This window comes from Streptomyces sp. 3MP-14, from assembly GCF_006334905.2.
Classification (GTDB): Bacteria; Actinomycetota; Actinomycetes; order Streptomycetales; family Streptomycetaceae; genus Streptomyces; species Streptomyces triticirhizae.
In genome coordinates this window covers 1-21,714 of record NZ_VDLZ02000018.1, presented here as the reverse complement: position 1 = coordinate 21,714, position 21,714 = coordinate 1, and the positions used below count along the sequence as shown (strand labels likewise).

19 protein-coding genes are annotated in these 21,714 nt (G+C 73.0%); 14 read left to right on the top strand and 5 right to left on the bottom strand.

The genetic code is table 11. The features are described from left to right. The first annotated feature begins 68 nt into the window (after nt 1-68). The 5 genes from infB to FH609_RS25910 all read left to right on the top strand — a co-directional run bounded on the left by infB (nt 69) and on the right by FH609_RS25910 (nt 5,997). Nucleotides 69-3,086: a translation initiation factor IF-2 gene (gene infB, locus FH609_RS25930; protein WP_139672901.1), complete on the top strand. Its 3,018-nt coding sequence runs from the start codon at nt 69-71 to the stop codon at nt 3,084-3,086. A 79-nt stretch (nt 3,087-3,165) separates the two neighbouring features. Further along, a complete protein-coding gene (locus FH609_RS25925; protein WP_122399783.1) occupies nt 3,166-3,462 on the top strand; it encodes a DUF503 domain-containing protein in 297 nt (98 codons plus the stop codon). 44 nt (nt 3,463-3,506) lie between these two features. After that, entirely contained in the window at nt 3,507-4,025 is a 519-nt protein-coding gene (gene rbfA, locus FH609_RS25920; RefSeq protein ID WP_139672904.1) for a 30S ribosome-binding factor RbfA, read from the top strand. A 9-nt stretch (nt 4,026-4,034) separates the two neighbouring features. Next, nucleotides 4,035-4,940, top strand: a complete 906-nt coding sequence (truB, locus tag FH609_RS25915; RefSeq protein ID WP_139672907.1) for a tRNA pseudouridine(55) synthase TruB — start codon at nt 4,035-4,037, stop codon at nt 4,938-4,940. 112 nt (nt 4,941-5,052) lie between these two features. Continuing rightward, nucleotides 5,053-5,997: a bifunctional riboflavin kinase/FAD synthetase gene (locus FH609_RS25910; protein ID WP_139672910.1), complete on the top strand. Its 945-nt coding sequence runs from the start codon at nt 5,053-5,055 to the stop codon at nt 5,995-5,997. Nucleotides 5,998-6,033: 36 nt separating this feature from the next. On the opposite strand, the gene FH609_RS25905 is transcribed toward FH609_RS25910, so the two are convergent. Further along, a complete protein-coding gene (locus FH609_RS25905; protein WP_139672913.1) occupies nt 6,034-9,081 on the bottom strand; it encodes an SCO5717 family growth-regulating ATPase in 3,048 nt (1,015 codons plus the stop codon). 278 nt (nt 9,082-9,359) lie between these two features. Between FH609_RS25905 and FH609_RS25900 the strand changes: the two genes are divergently transcribed. Beyond that, a complete protein-coding gene (locus FH609_RS25900) occupies nt 9,360-10,058 on the top strand; it encodes a class I SAM-dependent methyltransferase (RefSeq protein WP_139672916.1) in 699 nt (232 codons plus the stop codon). A gap of 88 nt (nt 10,059-10,146) precedes the next feature. Here FH609_RS25900 and FH609_RS25895 read toward each other — a convergent pair whose 3' ends face one another. Beyond that, nucleotides 10,147-10,410, bottom strand: coding sequence for a DUF397 domain-containing protein (locus FH609_RS25895; RefSeq protein ID WP_122399144.1), 264 nt, complete (start codon nt 10,408-10,410; stop codon nt 10,147-10,149). Nucleotides 10,411-10,551: 141 nt separating this feature from the next. Next, a complete protein-coding gene (locus tag FH609_RS25890) occupies nt 10,552-10,842 on the bottom strand; it encodes a hypothetical protein (protein WP_226961955.1) in 291 nt (96 codons plus the stop codon). A 386-nt stretch (nt 10,843-11,228) separates the two neighbouring features. On the opposite strand from FH609_RS25890, the gene rpsO reads away from it, so the two are divergent. From rpsO to FH609_RS25865, 5 genes are all read left to right on the top strand, one after another. Beyond that, nucleotides 11,229-11,519: a 30S ribosomal protein S15 gene (gene rpsO / locus FH609_RS25885; protein WP_139672920.1), complete on the top strand. Its 291-nt coding sequence runs from the start codon at nt 11,229-11,231 to the stop codon at nt 11,517-11,519. Nucleotides 11,520-11,813: 294 nt separating this feature from the next. Then, on the top strand, nt 11,814-14,060 hold the full coding sequence (locus tag FH609_RS25880; RefSeq protein WP_139672922.1) for a polyribonucleotide nucleotidyltransferase: 2,247 nt from the start codon (nt 11,814-11,816) through the stop codon (nt 14,058-14,060). Beyond that, entirely contained in the window at nt 14,057-15,457 is a 1,401-nt protein-coding gene (locus tag FH609_RS25875; RefSeq protein ID WP_139672925.1) for a M16 family metallopeptidase, read from the top strand. Before FH609_RS25880 ends, FH609_RS25875 begins: the two co-directional genes overlap by 4 nt. 76 nt (nt 15,458-15,533) lie before the next feature. After that, nucleotides 15,534-16,289 (top strand): 4-hydroxy-tetrahydrodipicolinate reductase, encoded by a 756-nt coding sequence (gene dapB / locus FH609_RS25870; RefSeq protein ID WP_139672928.1) that lies wholly within the window; start codon nt 15,534-15,536, stop codon nt 16,287-16,289. A 4-nt stretch (nt 16,290-16,293) separates the two neighbouring features. After that, complete coding sequence (locus tag FH609_RS25865) at nt 16,294-16,758, top strand: hypothetical protein (RefSeq protein WP_139672931.1); 465 nt, start codon at nt 16,294-16,296, stop codon at nt 16,756-16,758. 33 nt (nt 16,759-16,791) lie between these two features. Here the strand turns inward: FH609_RS25865 and FH609_RS25860 are convergent, their stop codons facing one another. Together FH609_RS25860 and FH609_RS25855 are read right to left on the bottom strand one after the other, a co-directional pair. Then, nucleotides 16,792-17,397 carry a hypothetical protein gene (locus tag FH609_RS25860; RefSeq protein ID WP_405379115.1) on the bottom strand — a complete coding sequence of 202 codons (606 nt, stop codon included), beginning with the start codon at nt 17,395-17,397 and terminating at the stop codon, nt 16,792-16,794. A 73-nt stretch (nt 17,398-17,470) separates the two neighbouring features. Continuing rightward, nucleotides 17,471-17,692, bottom strand: a complete 222-nt coding sequence (locus FH609_RS25855) for a hypothetical protein (protein WP_139672934.1) — start codon at nt 17,690-17,692, stop codon at nt 17,471-17,473. Nucleotides 17,693-17,850: 158 nt separating this feature from the next. Between FH609_RS25855 and thyX the strand changes: the two genes are divergently transcribed. The 3 genes from thyX (at nt 17,851) to FH609_RS25840 (ending at nt 21,465) form a co-directional block, all read left to right on the top strand. Next, the gene (gene thyX / locus FH609_RS25850) at nt 17,851-18,579 is read left to right on the top strand and encodes an FAD-dependent thymidylate synthase (RefSeq protein WP_139672936.1); all 729 of its coding nucleotides are present in this window, start codon (nt 17,851-17,853) and stop codon (nt 18,577-18,579) included. A 170-nt stretch (nt 18,580-18,749) separates the two neighbouring features. Further along, nucleotides 18,750-19,649, top strand: coding sequence for a 4-hydroxy-tetrahydrodipicolinate synthase (gene dapA, locus FH609_RS25845; protein ID WP_139672939.1), 900 nt, complete (start codon nt 18,750-18,752; stop codon nt 19,647-19,649). 130 nt (nt 19,650-19,779) lie between these two features. Next, nucleotides 19,780-21,465 carry a ribonuclease J gene (locus FH609_RS25840; RefSeq protein ID WP_139672942.1) on the top strand — a complete coding sequence of 562 codons (1,686 nt, stop codon included), beginning with the start codon at nt 19,780-19,782 and terminating at the stop codon, nt 21,463-21,465. Nucleotides 21,466-21,714: the final 249 nt, after the last annotated feature.

Here is a 21,714-nt window from a genome sequence, read left to right as displayed (position 1 = left end):
GATGAGTACGCCCGTGAAGTAGCGAAGGTCCGGCGGACGACCGACCCCCGGACCGTATAAGGAGCGAAGTGGCTAAGGTCCGGGTATACGAGCTCGCCAAGGAGCTTGGAGTTGAGAGCAAGGTCGTCATGGCCAAACTCCAGGAGCTGGGTGAGTTCGTCCGTTCGGCGTCCTCGACGATCGAGGCGCCGGTTGTACGCAAACTGACTGACGCACTGAGTGCGGGCAACGGCGCAGGCCGCAAGTCCGCCAAGCCGGGTGCGCCGGCCGCCAGGCCGGGAGCGCCCAAGCCGGGCGCCCCGAAGCCGGGCGCCACGGCCCCCAGGCCGAGCACCCCCAAGCCGGCGGGTGCCACCACCCCCAGGCCGGGCGGCCCCCGCCCCGGCCCCAAGCCGGGTCCGGCCGCGCCGGCCCCGCAGCCGCAGCCGGAGGCCCCGAGCGCCCCGGCCACCCCCGAGTTCACCGCCCCGCAGGGCGAGGCCACCCGGCCCGCGCCCCGCCAGGAGCGGCAGGAGCGGCAGGCCCCCAAGCCGGCCACCCGCCCCACGGGCCCCAAGCCCGGCGGCGCGCAGAAGCCCGCCGGCGGCAAGCCGGCCGGCCCCAAGCCCGGTGGGCGTCCCGCCGGTCCCCGTCCCGGCAACAACCCGTTCTCCACCGGTGGTTCCACCGGCATGGCGCGCCCCCAGCCGTCGCCGCGTCCCGGGCCGCGCCCGGGCCCGGCGCAGGGCGGCCCCGCGCGCCCCGGCGGCCCCTCGCAGGGCGGCCCGCGTCCCCAGGCCCCGGGCGGCGGTCGCGCCACCCCGGGCAACATGCCGCGCCCGCAGGGCCCCGGCGGGGCCCGTCCCGGCGGCGGCCCCGGCGGTAACCGGCCCAACCCGGGCATGATGCCGCAGCGGCCCTCGGCCGGCGGCCGTCCCGGCGGCGGCCCCGGCGGTCCCGGCGGCCGCTCGCAGGGCGGCGGCGCCCGCCCGGGTGGCGGCGGCGGCTTCGCCGGCCGCGGTGGCGGCGGTGGCCGTCCCGGCGGCGGTGGTGGCGGCGGCTTCGCCGGCCGTCCCGGCACCGGCACCCGTCCGGGTGGCGGCGGCGGTGGCGGTGGCTTCGGCGGCCGTCCCGGCGGCGGCTTCGGCGGTCGCCCCGGCGGCCCGGGTGGCCGTGGCGGCACGCAGGGCGCCTTCGGTCGCCCCGGCGGCCCGGCGCGTCGTGGCCGCAAGTCGAAGCGGCAGCGTCGCCAGGAGTACGAGGCCATGCAGGCCCCGTCGATCGGCGGCGTGATGCTGCCGCGCGGCAAGGGCGAGGTCATCCGCCTCTCCCGTGGCGCCTCGCTGACCGACTTCGCCGAGAAGATCAACGCCAATCCGGCCTCGCTGGTGCAGGTGCTGTTCAACCTGGGCGAGATGGTCACGGCGACCCAGTCGGTCTCCGACGCGACCCTCCAGCTGCTGGCCGACGAGATGAACTACACGGTTCAGATCGTCAGCCCGGAGGAGGAGGACCGCGAGCTGCTGGAGTCCTTCGACATCGAGTTCGGCGAGGACGAGGGCGGCGAGGAGGCGCTGGTCTCCCGGCCGCCGGTGGTCACCGTCATGGGCCACGTCGACCACGGTAAGACGCGCCTGCTGGACGCGATCCGCAAGACCAACGTCATCGAGGGCGAGGCCGGCGGCATCACCCAGCACATCGGTGCCTACCAGGTCTCCACCGAGGTCAACGGCGACGACCGCCGGATCACCTTCATCGACACCCCGGGCCACGAGGCGTTCACCGCCATGCGGGCCCGCGGTGCCAAGTCCACCGACATCGCCATCCTGGTGGTGGCGGCCAACGACGGCGTGATGCCGCAGACGGTCGAGGCGCTCAACCACGCCAAGGCCGCCGACGTGCCGATCGTCGTCGCGGTCAACAAGATCGACGTCGAGGGCGCCGACCCGGCGAAGGTGCGCGGCCAGCTCACCGAGTTCGGTCTGGTGGCCGAGGAGTACGGCGGCGACACGATGTTCGTCGACATCTCCGCCAAGCAGGGCACCAACATCGAGGGCCTGCTGGAAGCGGTGATCCTCACCGCCGACGCCACCCTCGACCTGCGCGCCAACCCGCGCCAGGCCGCCCAGGGCATCGCGATCGAGGCCCACCTCGACCGGGGCCGTGGCGCCGTCGCCACCGTGCTGGTCCAGCGCGGCACGCTGCGGGTCGGCGACACGATGGTCGCCGGCGACGCGTACGGCCGCGTCCGGGCGATGCTCGACGACGCCGGGCGCAACGTCCAGGTGGCAACGCCGGCCATGCCGGTGCTGGTGCAGGGTCTGACCAACGTGCCGGGCGCCGGGGACAACTTCCTGGTGGTCGGCGAGGACCGCACCGCGCGGCAGATCGCCGAGAAGCGCGCCGCCCGCGAGCGGAACGCGGCGTTCGCCAAGCGCACCCGCAGGGTCTCCCTGGAGGACCTGGACAAGGTGCTGGCGGCCGGCGAGGTCCAGCAGCTCAACCTCATCATCAAGGGCGACGCCTCCGGCTCGGTCGAGGCCCTGGAGGCCTCGCTGCTCCAGCTGGACGTCGGCGAGGGGGTCGACCTGCGGGTGCTCCACCGGGGCGTCGGCGCGGTCACCGAGACCGACATCGACCTCGCGGCGGGCTCCGACGCGATCGTCATCGGCTTCAACGTCCGCGCGGAGGGGCGCGCCACCCAGGCCGCCGAGCGCGAGGGCGTCGACGTCCGGTACTACTCGGTCATCTACCAGGCGATCGAGGAGATCGAGGCGGCCCTGAAGGGTCTCCTCAAGCCGGAGTACGAGGAGGTCGAGCTGGGCACGGCCGAGATCCGCGAGGTCTTCCGCTCCTCCAAGCTGGGCAACATCGCGGGTGTCCTCATCCGCTCCGGCGAGGTGCGGCGGAACACCAAGGCCCGCCTGGTGCGCGACGGCAAGGTGATCGCGGAGAACCTCACCATCGAGGGCCTGCGCCGCTTCAAGGACGACGTGACCGAGATCAGGGAAGGCTTCGAGGGCGGTATCAACCTCGGGAACTTCAACGACATCAAGGTCGACGACGTCATCGCCACCTACGAGATGCGCGAGAAGCCGCGCGCGTGACGCGCTGAGCCGGGGCGGCCCGCGCGGGTTCACGAAAACCCGCCGGGCCACCCCGGCTCCGGCCGTTACGATCTTCGGCATGTATACGGGGACACTCTCGTTCGACCTGCTGCTGGGCGACGTGCGTTCGCTCAAGCAGAAGCGTGCGGTGATACGGCCGATCCTGGCCGAGCTGCACCGGAGATTCCGGGTGAGCGTCGCCGAGGTGGGCGACCAGGACCTGCACCGCCGGGCGACCATCGGCCTGGCCGCCGTCTCCGGCGACGCCGGACATCTGGCCGGCCTGCTGGACGAGTGCGAGCGGCTGGTGGCCGCCCGCCCCGAGGTGGAACTGCTGTCCACCCGGCGGCGGTTCCACGGCGAGGACGACGACTAGGCGGTCGTGACGACCGCTGACACGAAAGAGCGAGGAGAGGGACCGTGGCGGACAGGGCACGGGCGAAGCGACTGGCCGACCTCATCCGGGAGGTGGTGGCCGAGAAGCTGCACCGGGACATCAAGGACCCGCGCCTGGGCACCCGGGTCACGATCACGGACACCCGGGTCACCGGGGACCTGCGCGAGGCGACCGTCTTCTACACGGTCTACGGCGACGACGCCGACCGGGAGGAGGTGGCCGCCGGGCTGCGCAGCGCCAAGGGCGTGCTGCGGTCCGCCGTGGGCGCGGCGGCCGGGGTGAAGCACACCCCGAGCCTGACGTTCGTGCCGGACGCCCTGCCGGAGACCGCGCGCAACCTCGACAGTCTCTTCGACCGGGCGCGGGAGCGCGACGAGCGGCTGCGCCAGGAGGCGGCGGGCGCCGCCTACGCCGCCGGGGCCGACCCCTACCGGGAGCCGGGACGCGACGAGGACGACGAGCCGGCCGCCACGGACGAGCCGGCCGACGGTGCGGGGCCGGCCGACGGCTCGGGCCCGGCCGACCGCGACCGCGAGGACTGAGCCGAGACCATGAGCCGTCGCGGAACGGCGGGCGGACCCGACGGCCTGCTGGTCGTGGACAAGCCCCCGGGACACACCTCCCACGACGTGGTCGCCGTGGTGCGCGGCATCGCCCGCACCCGCAGGGTCGGGCACGCCGGCACGCTCGACCCGATGGCCACCGGCGTGCTGCTGCTCGGCCTCGGCCGGGCGACCCGGCTGCTCGGCCATCTCGCGCTGACCGAGAAGGAGTACCTGGCCACCGTGCGGCTCGGCCAGTCCACCGTGACCGACGACGCCGAGGGCGAGGTCACCGCCGCGCCCGGCGCCGTCGGCCTGACCGCCGGGGCCGTCGCCGCCGAGGCCGGCCGGCTGACGGGCGCGCTGATGCAGGTGCCCGCCAGCGTCAGCGCCGTCAAGATCGACGGGAAGCGCTCCTACCGCCGGGTCAGGGACGGCGAGGACGTCGACATCCCGGCGCGGCCCGTGACCGTGCACGCCTTCGAGGTGGGGGAGCCGAACGCGCTGACCGCGCCCGACGGCACCCCCGTCGTGGACGTCCCGGCCCGGGTCGTCTGCTCCTCGGGCACCTATGTCCGGGCGCTCGCCCGCGACCTGGGCGCCGCGTTGGGCTGCGGCGGGCACCTCACGGCGCTGCGCCGCACCCGGGTCGGGCCCTACGGCCTGGACGCCGCCCGCACCCTGGACCAACTCCGGTCCGAACTGGCGCCGTTGACGCTCGCTGAGGCGGCCGGCGCCGCGTTCCCCCGCTGGGACGTGGACGCCCGGCAGGCCACCCTGCTGGGCAACGGGGCCAGGATCGCCGCGCCCGAGCTGCCGAAGGGGCCGGTCGCCGCCTTCGACCCCGACGGGCGGCTGATCGCCCTGGTGGAGGCCGACGGCGAGCGCAGCCGCAGCCTGGCCGTGTTCGTCTGAGGAGCGCCCCGGGGCGTCGGCCCCGTGGCGCGAGGCGGACGTCCCCCGTCCGAGTGGCGGCGGGTACCGTGGATCGGCAGGACTCAGCACGAGGCGGCGAGGAGCGAAAACGGTGCAGCGCTGGCGTGGCATGGCGGATGTCCCCGGGGACTGGGGGCGCAGCGTCGTCACCATCGGTTCCTATGACGGTGTGCACCGTGGGCACCAGCTGATCATCGGGCAGGCGGTCGAGGCGGCCCGGGAGTTGGGGCTCCCCACGGTGGTGATCACCTTCGACCCGCACCCCAAGGAGGTCACCAGGCCCGGCTCCCACCCGCCGCTGCTCGCCCCGCACGACCGGCGGGCCGAGCTGATGGCCGAGCTGGGCGTGGAGGCGCTGCTGGTCCTGCCGTTCACCAAGGAGTTCTCCCAGCTCTCGCCGGCCGAGTTCGTGGTGAAGGTGCTGGTGGAGCGGCTGCGCGCGGAGCTGGTCGTGGAGGGGCCGAACTTCCGCTTCGGCCACCGGGCCGCCGGCACCGTCGACACGCTGGCCGAGCTGGGCGAGACCTACGGCTTCGGGGTGCGGGTGGTGGACCTCTACGCGAGCGGGGCGGCCGGCGGTGGGGAGCCGTTCTCCTCCTCGCTGGCCAGGCGGCTGATCGCGGAGGGCGATGTGGCGGGCGCCGCCGAGGTGTTGGGCCGTCCGCACCGCGTCGAGGGCACCGTGGTGCACGGCGCGCGGCGCGGCCGCGACCTCGGCATCCCCACGGCCAACCTGGACCTGGTGCCGCACTCGGCGGTGCCGGCCGACGGGGTCTACGCCGGCTGGCTGCTGGCCGCCGGGGAACGGATGCCGGCGGCCGTCTCGGTGGGCACCAACCCGCAGTTCCACGGCACCCAACGGACCGTCGAGGCCTATGCGTTGGACCGCACCGACCTGGAGCTGTACGGGGACTGGGTGGCCGTCGAGTTCGGCCACTTCGTGCGCGGCCAGGACACGTTCGCCTCGCTTGACGCGTTTCTCGACCAGATCCACCGGGACATCGACCGGGTGCGCGAGCTGACCCGCGAGGGCTGACCGGCCGGGCCCCGTCCGGGCCCGGCCGTCGAACGCTCAGCCCTGCGGGGGGCGCGGCGGGTTCCAGCCGCCGGGCTGCTGGGGCGCGCCCGGGTAGCCGCCGGGCGGGGGCGGGGGCTGCTGCTGGGGCTGCGGATAGCCGTAGCCCTGCTGCTGCGGGTACCCGTACCCCGGCTGCGGCGGCTGCTGGGGGTAGCCGTAGCCCTGCTGCTGGGGCGGCTGCTGCTGGCCCGGCAGCGGGGGAGCGACCTGCGGCGGCATCCCGCCGTCCGGCGTCCACAGCCCCTGCTCCTGCTGCATCCGCGCGAAGTCCTCCGCGACCAGTGCGGCCAGGTCGAAGTACGCCTGCCGGGTCTTGGGCCGCATCAGGTCCAGGTCCAACTCGGCGCCGGCCGCCAGGTGTTCGTCGAACGGGGCCACCACAACGCCCCGGCAGCGGGTCTGGAAGTGCGCCACGATGTCCTCGACCTTGACCAGCCGGCCCGTCTCCCGCACCCCCGAGATCACGGTGATGCTGCGCCGCACCAGGTCTCCGTAGCCGTGCGCGGCCAGCCAGTCCAGCGTGGTGCTGGCGCTGCTGGCCCCGTCGACCGAGGGCGTGGAGACGATGATCAACTGGTGGGCGAGGTCGAGGACTCCGCGCATCGCGCTGTAGAGCAGGCCGGTGCCGGAGTCGGTGAGGATCACCGGGTACTGCTGGCCCAGCACGTCGATGACGCGCCGGTAGTCCTCGTCGTTGAACGTGGTGGAGACCGCCGGGTCCACGTCGTTGGCCAGGATCTCCAGGCCCGAGGGCGCCTGGGACGTGAACCGGCGGATGTCCATGTAGTTGTTGAGGTGCGGGATCGCGCCCACCAGGTCCCTGATGGTGGCGCCCGTCTCGCGCCGCACCCGGCGGCCGAGGGTGCCGGCGTCGGGGTTGGCGTCGATGGCGATGACCTTGTCCTGCCGCTCGCTGGCCAGGGTCGCGCCCAACGCGGTGGTCGTCGTGGTCTTGCCGACGCCGCCCTTGAGGCTGATCACCGCGATCCGGTAGCAGGACAGCACCGGGGTGCGGATGACCTCCAGCTTGCGCAGCCGCTCCGCCTCGGCGGCCTTGCCCCCGAGCTTGAACCGGGAGGCCGGCTTGCTGGCCGGCTGCGAACGCTGCTTGTTGGCGCGCTTGTTCTGGATCAGCCGGTCGGAGCTGAGTTCGACGGAGGCGGTGTAGCCGAGCGCGCCGGGCTGCACCTGGTTCGCGTACGGGTTCTCGCCGCCGGGGCCCGCGTACGGCTGCTGCGGTTGCTGCGGCTGCCCGGGCTGCGCCGGCTGCTGCTGGTGGGGGGAGGGCGGCAGGGCCAGGTGCGCCTGGCTGCCGACCTGCTGGGGCGGCTGGCCCGGCTGGCCCGGCGCGCCGGGCTGCTGGCCGGGGAACGGGCCGGGCTGCTGCTGGGGTTGGCCCTGGCCGAGGGTGAACTGCGCCGGATACGGGCGCTGTTCCTGCTGCGGCTGCCCGGGCGGCAGCGGCTGGCCCGGCTGTCCTGGCTGGCCCTGGGGCGGGGCGCCCGGCAGCGCCGGGGGACCCGGCTGCGGGCCGGCGCCAGGGAAGCCGGCGCCCGGGGCGGGCCCAGGCGTCGGCTGGTTGGGCGCCGCCGGGTGCGGCTGCGCCGGCCCGGCGGGCGGCGCGCCCCACGGCGTGGGCCCCGGCGGCGGCTCCGGCGCGCGCTCGTCCGACCGCGTGCCCCAACCCCCGGGCGCCAGGGGCTGGTTGGCGGCGGGCGGCTGCTGCGCTGCGGGGGGCTGCTGCGCTGCGGGCGGCTGGGCGACGGGGGGCGCGGGCGGCGCGCCCCACGGCGCCGGCTGCCCGGCGGGCGCCTGCCCGGCCTGCGGCTGGGGCGGCTCGGCGCGCGGCTCCTCCTGCGGCGGCGGACCGCCCGGCTTCAGCGCCGGCCAGCTGCCGACCGCCGTGGGCGGCTGGGCCACCAGCCCGCCCGAGGTGGGGTCGGGCGGCGTCGGCCAGGCGTCGGCCGCGCTGGACGGCGCCGGCTCGTCCCGTGCCGCGTCGTCCGGCTCCGGCTTCGGCGGCGTGGCCCAGGGCGCCGCGTTGTTGGGGAAGCCCGCCGGGCTGGCGAAAGGGCCCGGGCGGGCCGGCCCGCCGCCCTCCCGGGGATCGGCGTCCCGCCCGTCCTGGCCCGGCGGCGCGGGCGGCGGCGGAAGCGGCATCCCCTGGGGCGGCGAGTGGGGGCCCGAGTCCTCGGGCGACTTCCCGGCGTTCAACTGGGGTTCCTCCGGCGGCTTGGCGAACTCCACCTCGATCTCGGGTGGTTCGGACACACCACCGGCGGCACCGCCCGCCGCGCCCCCGCCCACCACGGGCGACGGCGGCGGAGGCGTGCTGGGCGTCGGCGGCTTGAGCTGGAAGTCCGGGGGCAGCGGCGGAAGCCCGCCGGGCAGCCCCCCGGACGGCGGGGGCGGGGGAGCGGCCGACCTGGCGGCGGCCGCCGGCGGCTCCGGCAGCGGGGGCGGCGCGATGCCGCCGGCCTTCTCACCCTCGCCGGAACCGGAACCGGAACCGGACGCGGAGCCGGAGCCCGACCCTGGCCCGGACCCGGAGCCGCTCGCCGAGGGCTCGCGCAGCGCCTTGCGGATGGCCGCCGCCGAGATCTGCATGGTGGCGCCGCTCACCAGGTCGCCGGAGTCCGCAGCGTCCGCGCCGTTCGCGTCGTCGGGCTCGTCACCCGGCCCCGACTCCCGCGCCAGCGGCTCGTCGTCCGGGTCGCGCTCGCCGGCGGTGGGCGCCGGCGGCTCGGGCAGCGGCGCGGGAGGCCGCACCGTGGGCGGGGGACCGGGGAAGGCGGGCACGTCGGCGGCGCCGGCGGGCGCGCCGGGCGCGGCCGCCTCGTCCGAGGCATCCGCCGTGTCCTTCCGCTCCCGGTCGCCCGGGGCGTCACCGGAGCCACCCCCCGCGTACCAGGCCGGCGGGGTGTAGTCGATGGTGAACTGCCCGGTGTTCTCGGACTCCTCCTCAAGGAGTTCGTCATCGGGCCGCTCGCCACCGGAAGTTGCCTCCCCGGTGGTGCGAACCTGGTCCCGATCGCTGTTCACGACGCCTCCCGCTGCTGGTCTTGCTCCTCTGCTCCGCACCTCACGGGGCCGCTGTGCGCAAGGACGGGCCGGGCCTCCCAAGCGGTTCCCCGGACACCGGTGCGGGGCGATGTACTACGCGTCTCCTGCCGCGCCCACCCTCACCCTAATCGTCCCGGTCCAACTCCCCTAGTCCTCCCCTGGCCCGCCGGCCCTCCCCCCGGTACCCCCCGGTACCCCGCCGTCAACCCGCGGAAAACCGTGGGCGATCCGACGCCCGCCCGTGGCAGGGTCCTCGGATGACCACCCCGTGGATGATCGACGAACTGGCCCACGCCGGGCCCGAACACCTCGACGAAGCGTTCGTCGCCGCCTTCGACCGCAAGCAGGGCTTCCCCGACCCTGGCCCCGACCTCGCCGCACTCCGCACCCACGGCGTCGGCCCCGACGCCACCGTGCTCGACCTCGGCGCGGGCACCGGCCGGTTCGCCCTCGCCGCCGCCGGGTCCTTCGACCGGGTGATCGCCGTCGACATCTCGCCCGCCATGGCGGGCGTCATCACCCGCCGCGCCCGCGAGCGTTCGCTGGCCAACCTCGCCGTGGTCACCGCCGGCTTCCTCGGCTACCGGCACCAGGGCCCACCCGTCGACGCCGTGCACACCCGGCACGCCCTGCACCAACTCCCCGACTTCTGGAAGACCCAGGCCCTGGAGCGCATCGCCGCGCTGCTCCGCCCGGGAGGGGTGCTGCGGCTGCGCGACCTGATCTACGACTTCGCCCCGGCCGAGGCCGAGGACGTCTTCGCCGACTGGATGGCCCGGGCCAGCCGCGACCCCCTGCTCGGCTACACCGCCGAGGACTACGCGGAGCACATCCGCACCGAACACAGCACCTATCGCTGGCTGTTGGAGCCCATGCTGGACGCCGCCGGCTTCGACATCGTGGAGACCCAGTACGAGGCGCGCCTCTTCGGCACCTACACCTGCCTGCGCCGCTGAACCCCGACGAGCCGCCGAACCCCCGCCGAACCCCCGACGAACCCCCGCCGAACCCCCGACGAGCCGCCGAGAACGGGCGCCCGGCCGTTCAGTCGATGTCGAACTCGCCGTCCCTGGCGCCCAGTACGAACGCCTCCCACTCGGCGGCGGTGAACCGCAGCACGGTGTCCGGGTCCTTCGAGTTGCGCATCCCGACGCCGCCGCCGGGCAGGTAGGCGATCTCCACCTTCTCGTCCTCCGGGCCGCCGGGCGCGCTCAACCACTCGACACCGGAGATGTCCAGCGCGTACAGCTCGTTCTTCTCGCGCTCCTTGCGGGCGGCGATCTCTTCCGGCGTCTCAGTCGTGGCCATGGCCCAACTCCCCACTTCCCTGCGTGATCTGGCGAAGACGGCGGGCGGTCGGCCCTGCGCCGAACTCCCTAGGTGATCGTAACGCGGCGCACTGTCACGGCGTCGCCGGGCGCGGGCCGACGAACCGGCCCCACGGCAGCCCTACACCCCCGGCAGATACCAGTCGAGCCCGAGCACCAGCGCGAAACCGGCCACCAACACCGCCATGCCCAGCCTGGTCCGTCCCCTGCGGCTCATCTCGATCACGGCGCCGGAGAGGACGAAGGCGGCGCCGTAGAGCCCTATGGACTGGAGGGACGAGCCGTCGCCGAGCCGCACGACCAGCACCCCCGCCATCACGGCCATGGCCGCCGCCGCGATCCCCATCCGCAACCGGCGGGCCTGTCTGGGCGTGAGCCCCTGCCGCGTGCCCTGCTGCTGTGTCGAAGTCACCCCAGCAGCATAAGCCGTCTCCATGCGGTACCGAATGGGAAACGAACGGTCCACCCGCCCCCAACGGCGCGCCCCCACAGGCCCGTTGGGCCCGCGCCCCGCCCGCGCCCCGGGAGGCGCCCGGCCCCCGTTCCCGCCCGCACCCCACCCGCCGGCGCCCGCGCGGAACGCGGGTATGATCGTTCCGCCCCGAGGTGGGCCGCGCGGCCCGATGTGCTCAGGTGGGCCAACCTGTTGTAGCCTGCCTCCTGGCCGTTTGCGTACGCGCCCTTCGGAGATCTCCGGAGGAAGCGCTCAGCGGACCCCGCCTCCCGAGTTCCGGAAGCTCTCCTGTGAATCAGACCAGGAGCACTCGGTGGCTGACGATCAACCCCCGAGGAGTACGTGTGTCGTCCCTTGACGCCGCCACGAAGCAGAAGATCATCGCCGAGTTCGCCACCAAGGAGGGCGACACCGGCTCCCCCGAGGTCCAGGTCGCGCTGTTGACCCGGCGCATCTCCGACCTCACCGAGCACCTGAAGAAGCACAAGCACGACCACCACTCCCGTCGTGGTCTGCTGCTGCTGGTCGGCCAGCGCCGCCGCCTGCTCCAGTACCTGGCGAGCAAGGACATCGCGCGCTTCCGGACCCTGGTGGAGCGACTCGGCATCCGCCGTGGCGCGGCGGGCGCCCGGTAGGACGCCCCTGAGGGAGCGGTCACCCACGCGGGGCCGCTCCCTTCGCCGTATCCGGGAATTCACCCCCGACGGCTGAGAACAGGCTGGGCCGCCGTCCCCTTTGTAGGCTGGTGCCCAGCGGACACAACCCCACAGAGACCAGGCGGAGCGCCTTCACACCGCCGCCGGTCTTCGGTAGTGGCCCCCGGGCGCCGTCCCGGGAGCTTCGATCGATGGCCGGCCAGTCGGGAGGTGCTCCACCCACCCGCATCCGCCGTCCAACGGGCGGACGCGGAGAAGAGGAGACACACCAAGGTGGAGAACGAGACCCACTACGCCGAGGCCGTCATCGACAACGGCGCCTTCGGCACCCGCACCATCCGCTTCGAGACCGGCCGACTGGCCAGGCAGGCCGCCGGCTCCGCCGTCGCCTACCTGGACGACGACACCATGGTCCTGTCGGCCACCACGGCCTCGAAGCACCCGAAGGACCAGCTGGACTTCTTCCCGCTCACCGTCGACGTCGAGGAGCGAATGTACGCGGCCGGCAAGATCCCCGGCTCCTTCTTCCGACGCGAGGGCCGTCCCTCCGAGGACGCCATCCTCACCTGTCGACTGATCGACCGGCCGCTGCGCCCCTCGTTCCGCAAGGGCCTGCGCAACGAGATCCAGATCGTCGAGACGATCATGGCGCTCAACCCCGACCACCTCTACGACGTGGTCGCCATCAACGCCGCCTCCTGCTCCACGCAGCTGGCCGGGCTGCCGTTCTCCGGCCCCATCGGCGGCACCCGCGTCGCGCTGATCCGCGGCCAGTGGGTGGCCTTCCCCACCCACACCGAGCTGGAGGAGGCCGTGTTCGACATGGTCGTCGCCGGCCGGGTGCTCGCCGACGGTGACGTGGCGATCATGATGGTCGAGGCCGAGGCCACCGAGAAGACCATCGAGCTGGTCAAGGGCGGCGCCCAGGCGCCGACCGAGGAGGTCGTGGCGGCAGGGCTTGAGGCCGCCAAGCCGTTCATCAAGGCGCTCTGCCGCGCCCAGTCCGACCTCGCCGCCAAGGCCGCCAAGCCGGTCGGCGAGTTCCCGATCTTCCTGGACTACCAGGACGACGTCTTCGACGCGCTGAGCAACGCGGTGCGCGAGGAGCTGGCGCAGGCGCTGACCATCGCCGGCAAGCAGGAGCGCGAGGCCGAGCTGGACCGGCTCAAGGCGGTCGCCGCCGAGAAGCTGCTGTCCCAGTTCGAGGGGCGCGAGAAGGAGATCTCCGCCGCCTACCGCTCGCTGACCAAGCAGGTCGTGCGCGAGCGCGTGATCCGCGACAAGGTCCGCATCGACGGCCGGGGCGTCACCGACATCCGCACCCTGGCCGCCGAGGTCGAGGCCATCCCCCGGGTCCACGGCTCGGCGCTCTTCGAGCGCGGCGAGACCCAGATCCTGGGCGTCACCACGCTCAACATGCTGCGCATGGAGCAGCAGCTGGACACCCTGTCGCCGGTGACCCGCAAGCGTTACATGCACAACTACAACTTCCCGCCCTACTCCACCGGCGAGACCGGCCGCGTCGGCTCCCCCAAGCGCCGCGAGATCGGCCACGGCGCGCTGGCCGAGCGGGCCCTGGTGCCCGTGCTGCCGACCCGCGAGGAGTTCCCCTACGCCATCCGGCAGGTCTCCGAGGCGCTCGGCTCCAACGGCTCCACGTCGATGGGCTCGGTCTGCGCCTCGACCATGTCCCTGCTGAACGCCGGTGTGCCGCTCAAGGCCCCGGTCGCCGGCATCGCCATGGGCCTGATCTCCCAGGAGATCGAGGGCGAGACCCACTATGTGACGCTGACCGACATCCTCGGCGCCGAGGACGCGTTCGGCGACATGGACTTCAAGGTCGCCGGCACCCGGCAGTTCGTCACCGCCCTCCAGCTGGACACCAAGCTGGACGGCATCCCGGCCTCCGTGCTGGCCGCCGCCCTCAAGCAGGCCAGGGACGCCAGGCTGCACATCCTGGACGTGATGAGCGAGGCCATCGACGTCCCGGACGAGATGTCCCCCAACGCCCCCCGGATCATCACGGTGAAGATCCCGGTGGACAAGATCGGCGAGGTCATCGGCCCCAAGGGCAAGATGATCAACCAGATCCAGGAGGACACCGGCGCCGACATCACCATCGAGGACGACGGCACCATCTACATCGGCGCCGCCGACGGCCCGGCCGCCGAGGCCGCCCGCGCCACGATCAACGGCATCGCCAACCCGACGATGCCCGAGGTCGGCGAGCGGTACCTGGGCACCGTGGTGAAGACGACCACCTTCGGCGCGTTCGTCTCGCTGCTGCCCGGCAAGGACGGCCTGCTCCACATCTCGCAGATCCGCAAGCTCGCCGGCGGCAAGCGCGTGGAGAACGTCGAGGACGTGCTCGGCGTTGGCCAGAAGGTCCAGGTCGAGATCGCCGAGATCGACCAGCGCGGCAAGCTCTCGCTGATCCCCGTCCTCGACGAGGAAGAGGCGCCCGGCGAAGCCAAGAGCGACCATAGCGACAAGAACGAGAAGGACGCGGCGGAGAAGTGACCCGTTCCCCTCGTGCCACGACGGCCCGCCCCACCGCCACGGTGGGGCGGGCCGTGCCCCGTCAGCGGCGCTCCGCGTCCCCCGCGCCCGGCGGGACGGGCGGCGCCGGCACGGTCCGCAGGACGGTGCTGCCCGGCGGCCTGCGGGTGGTCACCGAGTCGGTGCCGCACGTCCGCTCGGCCACCTTCGGCATCTGGGCGCAGGTGGGCTCCCGCGACGAGACCGCCGAACTCAACGGCGCCACGCACTACCTGGAGCACCTGCTCTTCAAGGGCACCCACCGGCGCGACGCGCTGGAGATCTCCTCGGTGATCGAGGCGGTGGGCGGCGAGATGAACGCCTTCACCACCAAGGAGTTCACCTGCTACTACGCCCGGGTGCTCGACGCCGACCTGCCGTTGGCCATCGACGTGGTCTGCGACATGCTCACCGACTCGCTGATCGCGCCCGAGGAGGTGGAGGCCGAGCGCGGCGTCATCCTGGAGGAGATCGCGATGACCGACGACGACCCCAGCGACGGCGTGCACGACCTCTTCGCCCGCACCCTGCTCGGCGACACCCCGCTCGGCCGCCCGGTGCTGGGCACCGAGGAGACGGTCAACGGCCTGGACCGGGACCGGATCGCCGGCTTCTACCGGACGCACTACGACCCGACCCGGCTGGTCGTCACGGCCGCCGGCCACGTCGAGCACGACGCCGTCGTCCGCCAGGTGCGGGCGGCGTTCGAACGCGCCGGCGCGCTGTCAGGGGACGCCGGGGCGCAGCCGGCCCCGCACCGGGGCGGGACGCACACCATCGCCCCGGCCGGCCGGATCGACGTGCTCGACCGGCCCACCGAACAGGTCCACCTGGTGCTCGGGATGCCGGGCGTCTCCCGCCACGACGACCGCCGCTGGGCGCTCTCGGTGCTGTCGAGCGCGCTGGGCGGCGGCATGAGTTCGCGGCTCTTCCAGGAGGTCAGGGAGAAGCGCGGGCTGGCCTACAGCGTCTACAGCCACACCTCCGGCTACGCGGACTGCGGCCTCTTCGGCGTCTACGCCGGCTGCCGGCCGGCCCAGGTGGACGACGTGCTGAAGATCTGCCGCGAGCAGCTGGCCGAGGTCGCCGAGCACGGCATCGACGCCGACGAGACCCGCCGCGCGATCGGCCAGCTGGCCGGTTCCACGGTGCTGGGCCTGGAGGACACCGGCTCGGTGATGCACCGTCTTGGCAAGAGCGAGATCTGCTGGGGCGAACAGCTCTCCGTGGACGAGCTGTTGGAGCGCATCACCCGGGTCACCCCGGAGGAGGTGCGCCAGGTCGCCGCCGAGGTGCTGGGCCAGCGCCCCTCGCTCTCCGTCATCGGCCGGCTCAGCGAGCGGCAGGCGAGCCGGCTGTCGGCCGCCGTCGCGGCCTGACCGCGTCGGGGGCCGGCCGGCGGCCGCCGAGGGAACGAGCGAACCGAACGAACGACACGAGAGGCGGTCCACGACGATGGGCAAGCTGCGGGTGGCCGTGATCGGCGCCCAGGGACGGATGGGCTCCGAGGCCGTGCGCGCGGTCACGGCGGCGGACGACCTGGAGCTGGTCGCCGCGCTCGGCCGGGGCGACCGGCTGGAGACCCTGACCGAGGCGGGCGCCGAGGTGGCCGTCGAGCTGACCCACCCGGACTCCGTCCTGGCCAACCTGGAGTTCTGCGTCGCGCACGGCATCCACGGGGTGGTGGGCACCACCGGCTGGACCGAGGAACGGCTGGCCGCCCTGCGCGGCTGGCTCGCCGCAGCGCCCGAGGTCGGCGTGCTGATCGCGCCCAACTTCGGCATCGGCGCGGTCCTCACCATGCGCTTCGCGCGGCAGGCCGCCCGCTTCTTCGAGTCGGTGGAGATCGTCGAGTCGCACCACCCCGGGAAGGCCGACGCGCCCAGCGGCACCGCCGTACGCACCGCCCAACTCGTCGCCGAGGCCCGCGCCGCCGCTGGCCTCGGCCCGCAGCCGGACGCCACCAGCACGGCCCTGGACGGCGCCAGGGGCGCCTCGGTCGACGGGGTGCCGGTGCACGCGGTGCGGCTGCGTGGCCTGGTCGCCCACCAGGAGGTGCGGTTCGGCGACGAGGGGGAGATCCTCACCATCGCGCACGACTCGATGAACCGCTCCTCGTTCATGCCCGGCGTGCTGCTGGGCGTGCGGCGGGTCGTCGCCACGCCGGGCCTGACGTTCGGCCTGGAGCACTTCCTGGACCTGGACGGCTGACGCGATGGCGGCGAAGGTCGGCTACCTGGTGGTCAGCGTGCTGCTGGTCGGCTATCTCGCGCTGGCCGGCCACCGGGCGCTGCTGCTGATCCGCGAGGGCACCTGGATCACGGTGGCGCTGGGCGTCGCGGTGCTGGCGCTGCCGCTGATCGGCGGCTGGTTCCTGTGGCGCAGCTTCCGCTTCGTGCTGTTCGCCAACCGGCTGTCCCGGGAGCTGGACGCCGAGGGCGGGCTGCCGGTGGACGACCTGCCGCGCACCCCGAGCGGCCGGATCGACCGGGAGGCGGCGGACGTGGCGTTCGCCCGGCGGAAGGCCGAGGTGGAGGAACGGCCGGAGGACTGGCGCTGCTGGTTCCGGCTGGCCGTCGCCTACCACGACGCGCGGGACACCCCGCGCGCACGGCGCACGATGGAGCACGCGATCGCCCTGCACGCCGGCCGGCCGGCCCCGCGCCGGGAGCGCGCCTGAGCGACCGCGCCCGGTCGCGCGCGGGGGAACGTTTCAGCGCCGCCGGCTGCCCTCGCCCCGTCGACTCGACTCGCCCCGCCGGCCGCCGCCCTCGGTCCGGTGCTCGGCGGCCCACGCCTCCAGCACGTCGGCCGCCCGCTCGAACGCCTCGGCCCGCTTGAGGAAGTCGGCGCTGTGGTCGGTCACCAGCGGCCGCAACGGCTCACCCCTGCGCGGCAGAACCTCCAACGCCTGCCCCTGCACGCTCCGGGGCAGTCCCAGCCACTTCACGGGCTGCTGCACCGTGCGAACGGCCTCGACCTCGCGCCAGCGCAGCGTCTGGGTGCGCACCAGCCCGACCCGGCGCAGCCCCCTCGGGCTGACCCAGATCCCCATCCGCAGCAGTCGCAGCGCGAACGCGATGGCCAGCGCGGCACAGACCGCGGTGGCGGACGCACCCGATGGCGGGCCCGCCATGGCGATGATCATCGCCGAGAGCAGCAGATAGGCGGCCAGGAGCAGCATGATCGCCGCGACCCCCACCCGCCAGGGTCCTGGTCGGTAGGGGCGCCGCCAGTGGTCGGGCTGCCCGTGGGGCAACGGCCCTTCCGTCGGGCTGGTCTGCGCGTCGTGCTCGGCGGAGAGAAAGGTCAGGGGCACGGCTGGTCCTCGTTCGTATCACAAGCGCATCACATGGGGGGATGAAGTCCTGCGAACGGTGAGGCTACCGCGCTCAGCGGTTCTCGGCCGCCTCCGGTGCGTCCGGAGCGGTCCGGTCCGGCGTCTCCATCGCGGGCGTGGCCAGCAGCAGCGCGCCAACCAGTCCGGATATCACCACCAGGGCGACCAGGACGCTGCCCAGCAGCCGCAGCCCCGAGGGGCGCCGTCGCGTCGGTGCCGGCGGCATCGTGTGGTCGTCGTGCCACGAGAACCCCGTGTCGTGCATGTCTGCCATCGAAACGCTCCCTCCCCTGATTGGCTCACATCCAAAAATATCAGGCGAAGAGTCCGACTCCGGGTCCGAGGTCCGATTTGCCCCCCGACCTCAGGGAGTTGTCAGTGGTCCCCCTTAGGGTGGGTGCCGCTTGGACCGCACCGCCGGAAGGACCACCGATGACCGACACCGTCACCCCCCGTTTCCGCAGCGACATGACGGCCGAGCTGGTCAAGCACAGCGCCTCGGACACCGACGTCCTGTTCGCCGCCCGGGTCTCCACGGCGGGGGAGCGGTCCCTGGAGGAGCTGGACAAGGACCCGGAGCGCTCCCGTGGCCTGATCAACTACCTGCTCCGGGACCGCCACGGCAGCCCCTTCGAGCACAACTCGATGACCTTCCTGATCAGCGCCCCGATCTTCGTCTTCCGGGAGTTCCACCGCCACCGCGTCGGCTGGTCGTACAACGAGGAGTCCGGCCGGTACCGGGAGCTGGCCCCCGTCTTCTACGTGCCGGACGAGCAGCGCCCGCTGGTCCAGCGGGGCCGCCCCGGGAAGTACGAGTTCGTCGCCGGCACCGCCGAGCAACACGCCCTGGTCGGCAAGGTCCTGGAGGACTCCTACCGCCAGTCCTACGCCGCCTACCAGCAGCTCCTGGAGTCCGGCGTGGCCCGCGAGGTGGCCAGGGCGGCGCTGCCCGTCGGCCTCTACTCGACGATGTACGCGACCTGCAACGCCCGTTCCCTGATGCACTTCCTCGGCCTGCGCACCAAGGACGAGCGGGCCCGGGTGCCGTCCTTCCCGCAGCGCGAGATCGAGATGGTGGCCGAGCTGATGGAGGCGGAGTGGGCCCGCCTGATGCCGCTCACCCACGCCGCGTTCAACGCCAACGGCCGGGTCGCCCCCTGAGCGGCCCGTTCCCCACCGGAGGTGTCCGTATTGCGCCCTTTCGCGAAGTTCATCTAGGGTGATTGGACGGGCCCGGCGCTGTTTGAACCCCCGAGCAGACAGCGCCGGGTTCCCCACGTTGCCAGCCCCGATGGGCCACGGCACGCTGAGCTACGAGTAGCGTGGAACCTATGGCTCCGACCTCCACTCCTGAAATCCCCTTCGGGCGGATTCTGACCGCCATGGTCACGCCCTTCACGGGGGATGGATCGCTCGATCTCGACGGCGCCCAGCGACTCGCCGCCCACCTGGTGGACTCCGGCAACGACGGGCTGATCGTCAACGGCACCACCGGCGAGTCCCCCACCACCACCGACGGGGAGAAATCCGAGCTGGTGCGCGCCGTGGTCGAGGCGGTGGGCGACCGCGCCCATGTGGTCGCGGGGGTCGGCACCAACGACACCCGGCACAGCGTCGAACTGGCCCGCGCCGCCGAGCGCGCCGGAGCCCACGGCCTGCTGACCGTCACCCCGTACTACAACAAGCCCCCGCAGGAGGGCCTGTACCAGCACTTCACCGCCGTGGCCGACGCCACCGAACTCCCGGTGATGCTCTATGACATCCCCGGCCGCAGCGGCGTCCCGATCAACACCGAGACCATGGTCCGGCTCGGCGAGCACCCCAGGATCGTGGCCAACAAGGACGCCAAGGGCGACCTGGGCCGCGCCAGCTGGGCGATCGCCACCACCGGCCTCGCCTGGTACTCGGGCGACGACATGCTGAACCTCCCGCTGCTCGCCGTCGGCGCGGTGGGCGTGGTCTCCGTGGTCGGCCATGTGGTCACCGCCGAGCTGCGCGCCCTGGTCGAGGCCCACACCGGCGGGGACGTCGCCAAGGCGACCGAGATCCACCAGCGGCTGCTGCCCGTCTTCACCGGGATGTTCCGCACCCAGGGCGTGATCACCTCCAAGGGTGCCCTCGCCCTCCAGGGCCTCCCGGGCGGCCCGCTGCGGCTTCCCCTGGTGGGCCTCACGGAGGCCGAGACCGAGCAGTTGAAGCGGGACCTGGCCGCCGGCGGGGTACAGATCTAAGCCACGCACATGACAGACGTCGCGCATCGTCGCGCACATTGGTGATAACTGAATACCGATCCATGCACACAGTCACGCGCGCCACGTGCCCCCGTCACCGGGCAGTGGCGCGCGTGGTCAGGAGAGTCTCTTGAGTCATCCCCATCCAGAACTCGGCAAGCCGCCGAAGCTTCCTGAGGGTGGCCTCCGCGTTACCCCGCTCGGCGGCCTGGGCGAGATCGGCCGCAACATGACCGTTCTCGAATACGGCGGCCGACTGCTCATCGTCGACTGCGGAGTGCTCTTTCCCGAACAGGAACAGCCCGGCATCGATCTGATCCTGCCGGACTTCAGCTCCATCCGGGACCGGCTGGACCAGGTCGAGGGCATCGTGCTCACCCACGGGCACGAGGACCACATCGGCGGCGTCCCCTATCTCCTGCGGGAGAAGCCGGACATCCCCCTGATCGGCTCCAAGCTGACCCTCGCCCTCCTGGAGGCCAAGCTCCAGGAACACCGCATCCGGCCCTACACCCTCCAGGTGATCGAGGGACAGCGGGAACGCATCGGCCCCTTCGACTGCGAGTTCGTCTCGGTCAACCACTCCATCCCCGACGCCCTGGCCGTCGCCGTCCGCACCCCGGCCGGCATGGTCGTCCACACCGGCGACTTCAAGATGGACCAACTGCCGCTCGACGGCCGCCTCACCGACCTGAGGGCCTTCGCCCGGCTGGGCGAGGAGGGCATCGACCTGTTGCTCTCGGACTCGACCAACGCGGAGGTCCCCGGCTTCGTGGCCCCCGAGCGCGAGATCTCCGGGGTGCTCCGCCAGGTCTTCGCGCGCGCCGACAAGCGGATCATCGTGGCCAGCTTCGCCAGCCATGTGCACCGCATCCAACAGATCGTCGACGCGGCGCACGAACACGGCCGCAGGATCGCCTTCGTGGGCCGCTCCATGGTCCGCAACATGGGCATCGCCCGGGACCTCGGCTACCTCAGGGTGCCGGCGGGGCTGGTCGTCGACGTGAAGACGCTGGACGATCTGCCCGACCACGAGGTCGTGTTGGTCTGCACCGGCTCCCAGGGCGAACCCATGGCCGCCCTCTCCCGGATGGCCAACCGAGACCACCAGATCCGGATCGTCGAGGGCGACACGGTGATCCTGGCGTCCTCCCTGATCCCCGGCAACGAGAACGCGGTCTACCGCGTGATCAACGGCCTCACCCGCTGGGGCGCCAACGTGGTCCACAAGGGCAACGCCAAGGTCCATGTCTCGGGCCACGCCTCAGCCGGCGAACTGCTGTACTTCTACAACATCTGCCAGCCCAGGAACCTCATGCCGGTGCACGGCGAGTGGCGACACCTGCGCGCCAACGCCGAGTTGGGCGCCATGACCGGTGTCCCGGCCGAGCGGATCGTGATCGCCGAGGACGGCGTGACCGTGGACCTGATCGACGGCAAGGCGAAGATCGTGGGCAAGGTCCAGGCCGGCTACGTCTATGTGGACGGCCTGTCCGTGGGCGATGTCACGGAGTCCAGCCTGAAGGACCGTCGCATCCTCGGCGACGAGGGCTTCATCTCGGTGTTGGTCGTCGTCGACAGCAGCACCGGCAAGATCGTCAGCGGGCCCAGCATCCACTCGCGGGGCTCCGGCATCGAGGACTCCGACTTCGCCGCCGTGATCCCCAAGATCGACGAGGCCCTGGCCCGCTCGGCCCAGGACGGCGTCGTCGAGGCCCACCAACTCCAGCAGCTGGTACGGCGAACCGTGGGCAAGTGGGTCTCCGACACCTACCGGCGCAGGCCGATGATCCTGCCGGTGGTCATGGAGGTCTAGGCCCCATCTCCCCGTGGAGCGCCCGGATTTGCATCTGGGCGCTCCACTCCAGTACGTTTACGTCACCGCCGCACGGGGAACCCGGAGTAGCTCGCTGCTCGGGAAGGTCCCCACGTGGGCGGACAGCGAAGGGAAGCGCCCGGAGGGCCCTGAGAGGGGTTTGATGGAAGCGTCCGTTCCTTGAGAACTCAACAGTGTGCCAAAAGTCAATGCCAGATTTTTGAGTTGTTTGCGAGGATGTTCGAGCAT

Bases quoted from the DNA above. Each gene is read 5' to 3' on its own strand.
- FH609_RS25925 (WP_122399783.1), top strand. From the start codon at position 3,166: ATGTATACGGGGACACTCTCGTTCGACCTGCTGCTGGGCGACGTGCGT.
- truB (WP_139672907.1), top strand. From the start codon at position 4,035: ATGAGCCGTCGCGGAACGGCGGGCGGACCCGACGGCCTGCTGGTCGTG.
- FH609_RS25900 (WP_139672916.1), top strand. From the start codon at position 9,360: ATGACCACCCCGTGGATGATCGACGAACTGGCCCACGCCGGGCCCGAA.
- FH609_RS25895 (WP_122399144.1), bottom strand. From the start codon at position 10,410: ATGGCCACGACTGAGACGCCGGAAGAGATCGCCGCCCGCAAGGAGCGC.
- dapB (WP_139672928.1), top strand. From the start codon at position 15,534: ATGGGCAAGCTGCGGGTGGCCGTGATCGGCGCCCAGGGACGGATGGGC.
- FH609_RS25865 (WP_139672931.1), top strand. From the start codon at position 16,294: ATGGCGGCGAAGGTCGGCTACCTGGTGGTCAGCGTGCTGCTGGTCGGC.
- FH609_RS25855 (WP_139672934.1), bottom strand. From the start codon at position 17,692: ATGGCAGACATGCACGACACGGGGTTCTCGTGGCACGACGACCACACG.
- thyX (WP_139672936.1), top strand. From the start codon at position 17,851: ATGACCGACACCGTCACCCCCCGTTTCCGCAGCGACATGACGGCCGAG.
- dapA (WP_139672939.1), top strand. From the start codon at position 18,750: ATGGCTCCGACCTCCACTCCTGAAATCCCCTTCGGGCGGATTCTGACC.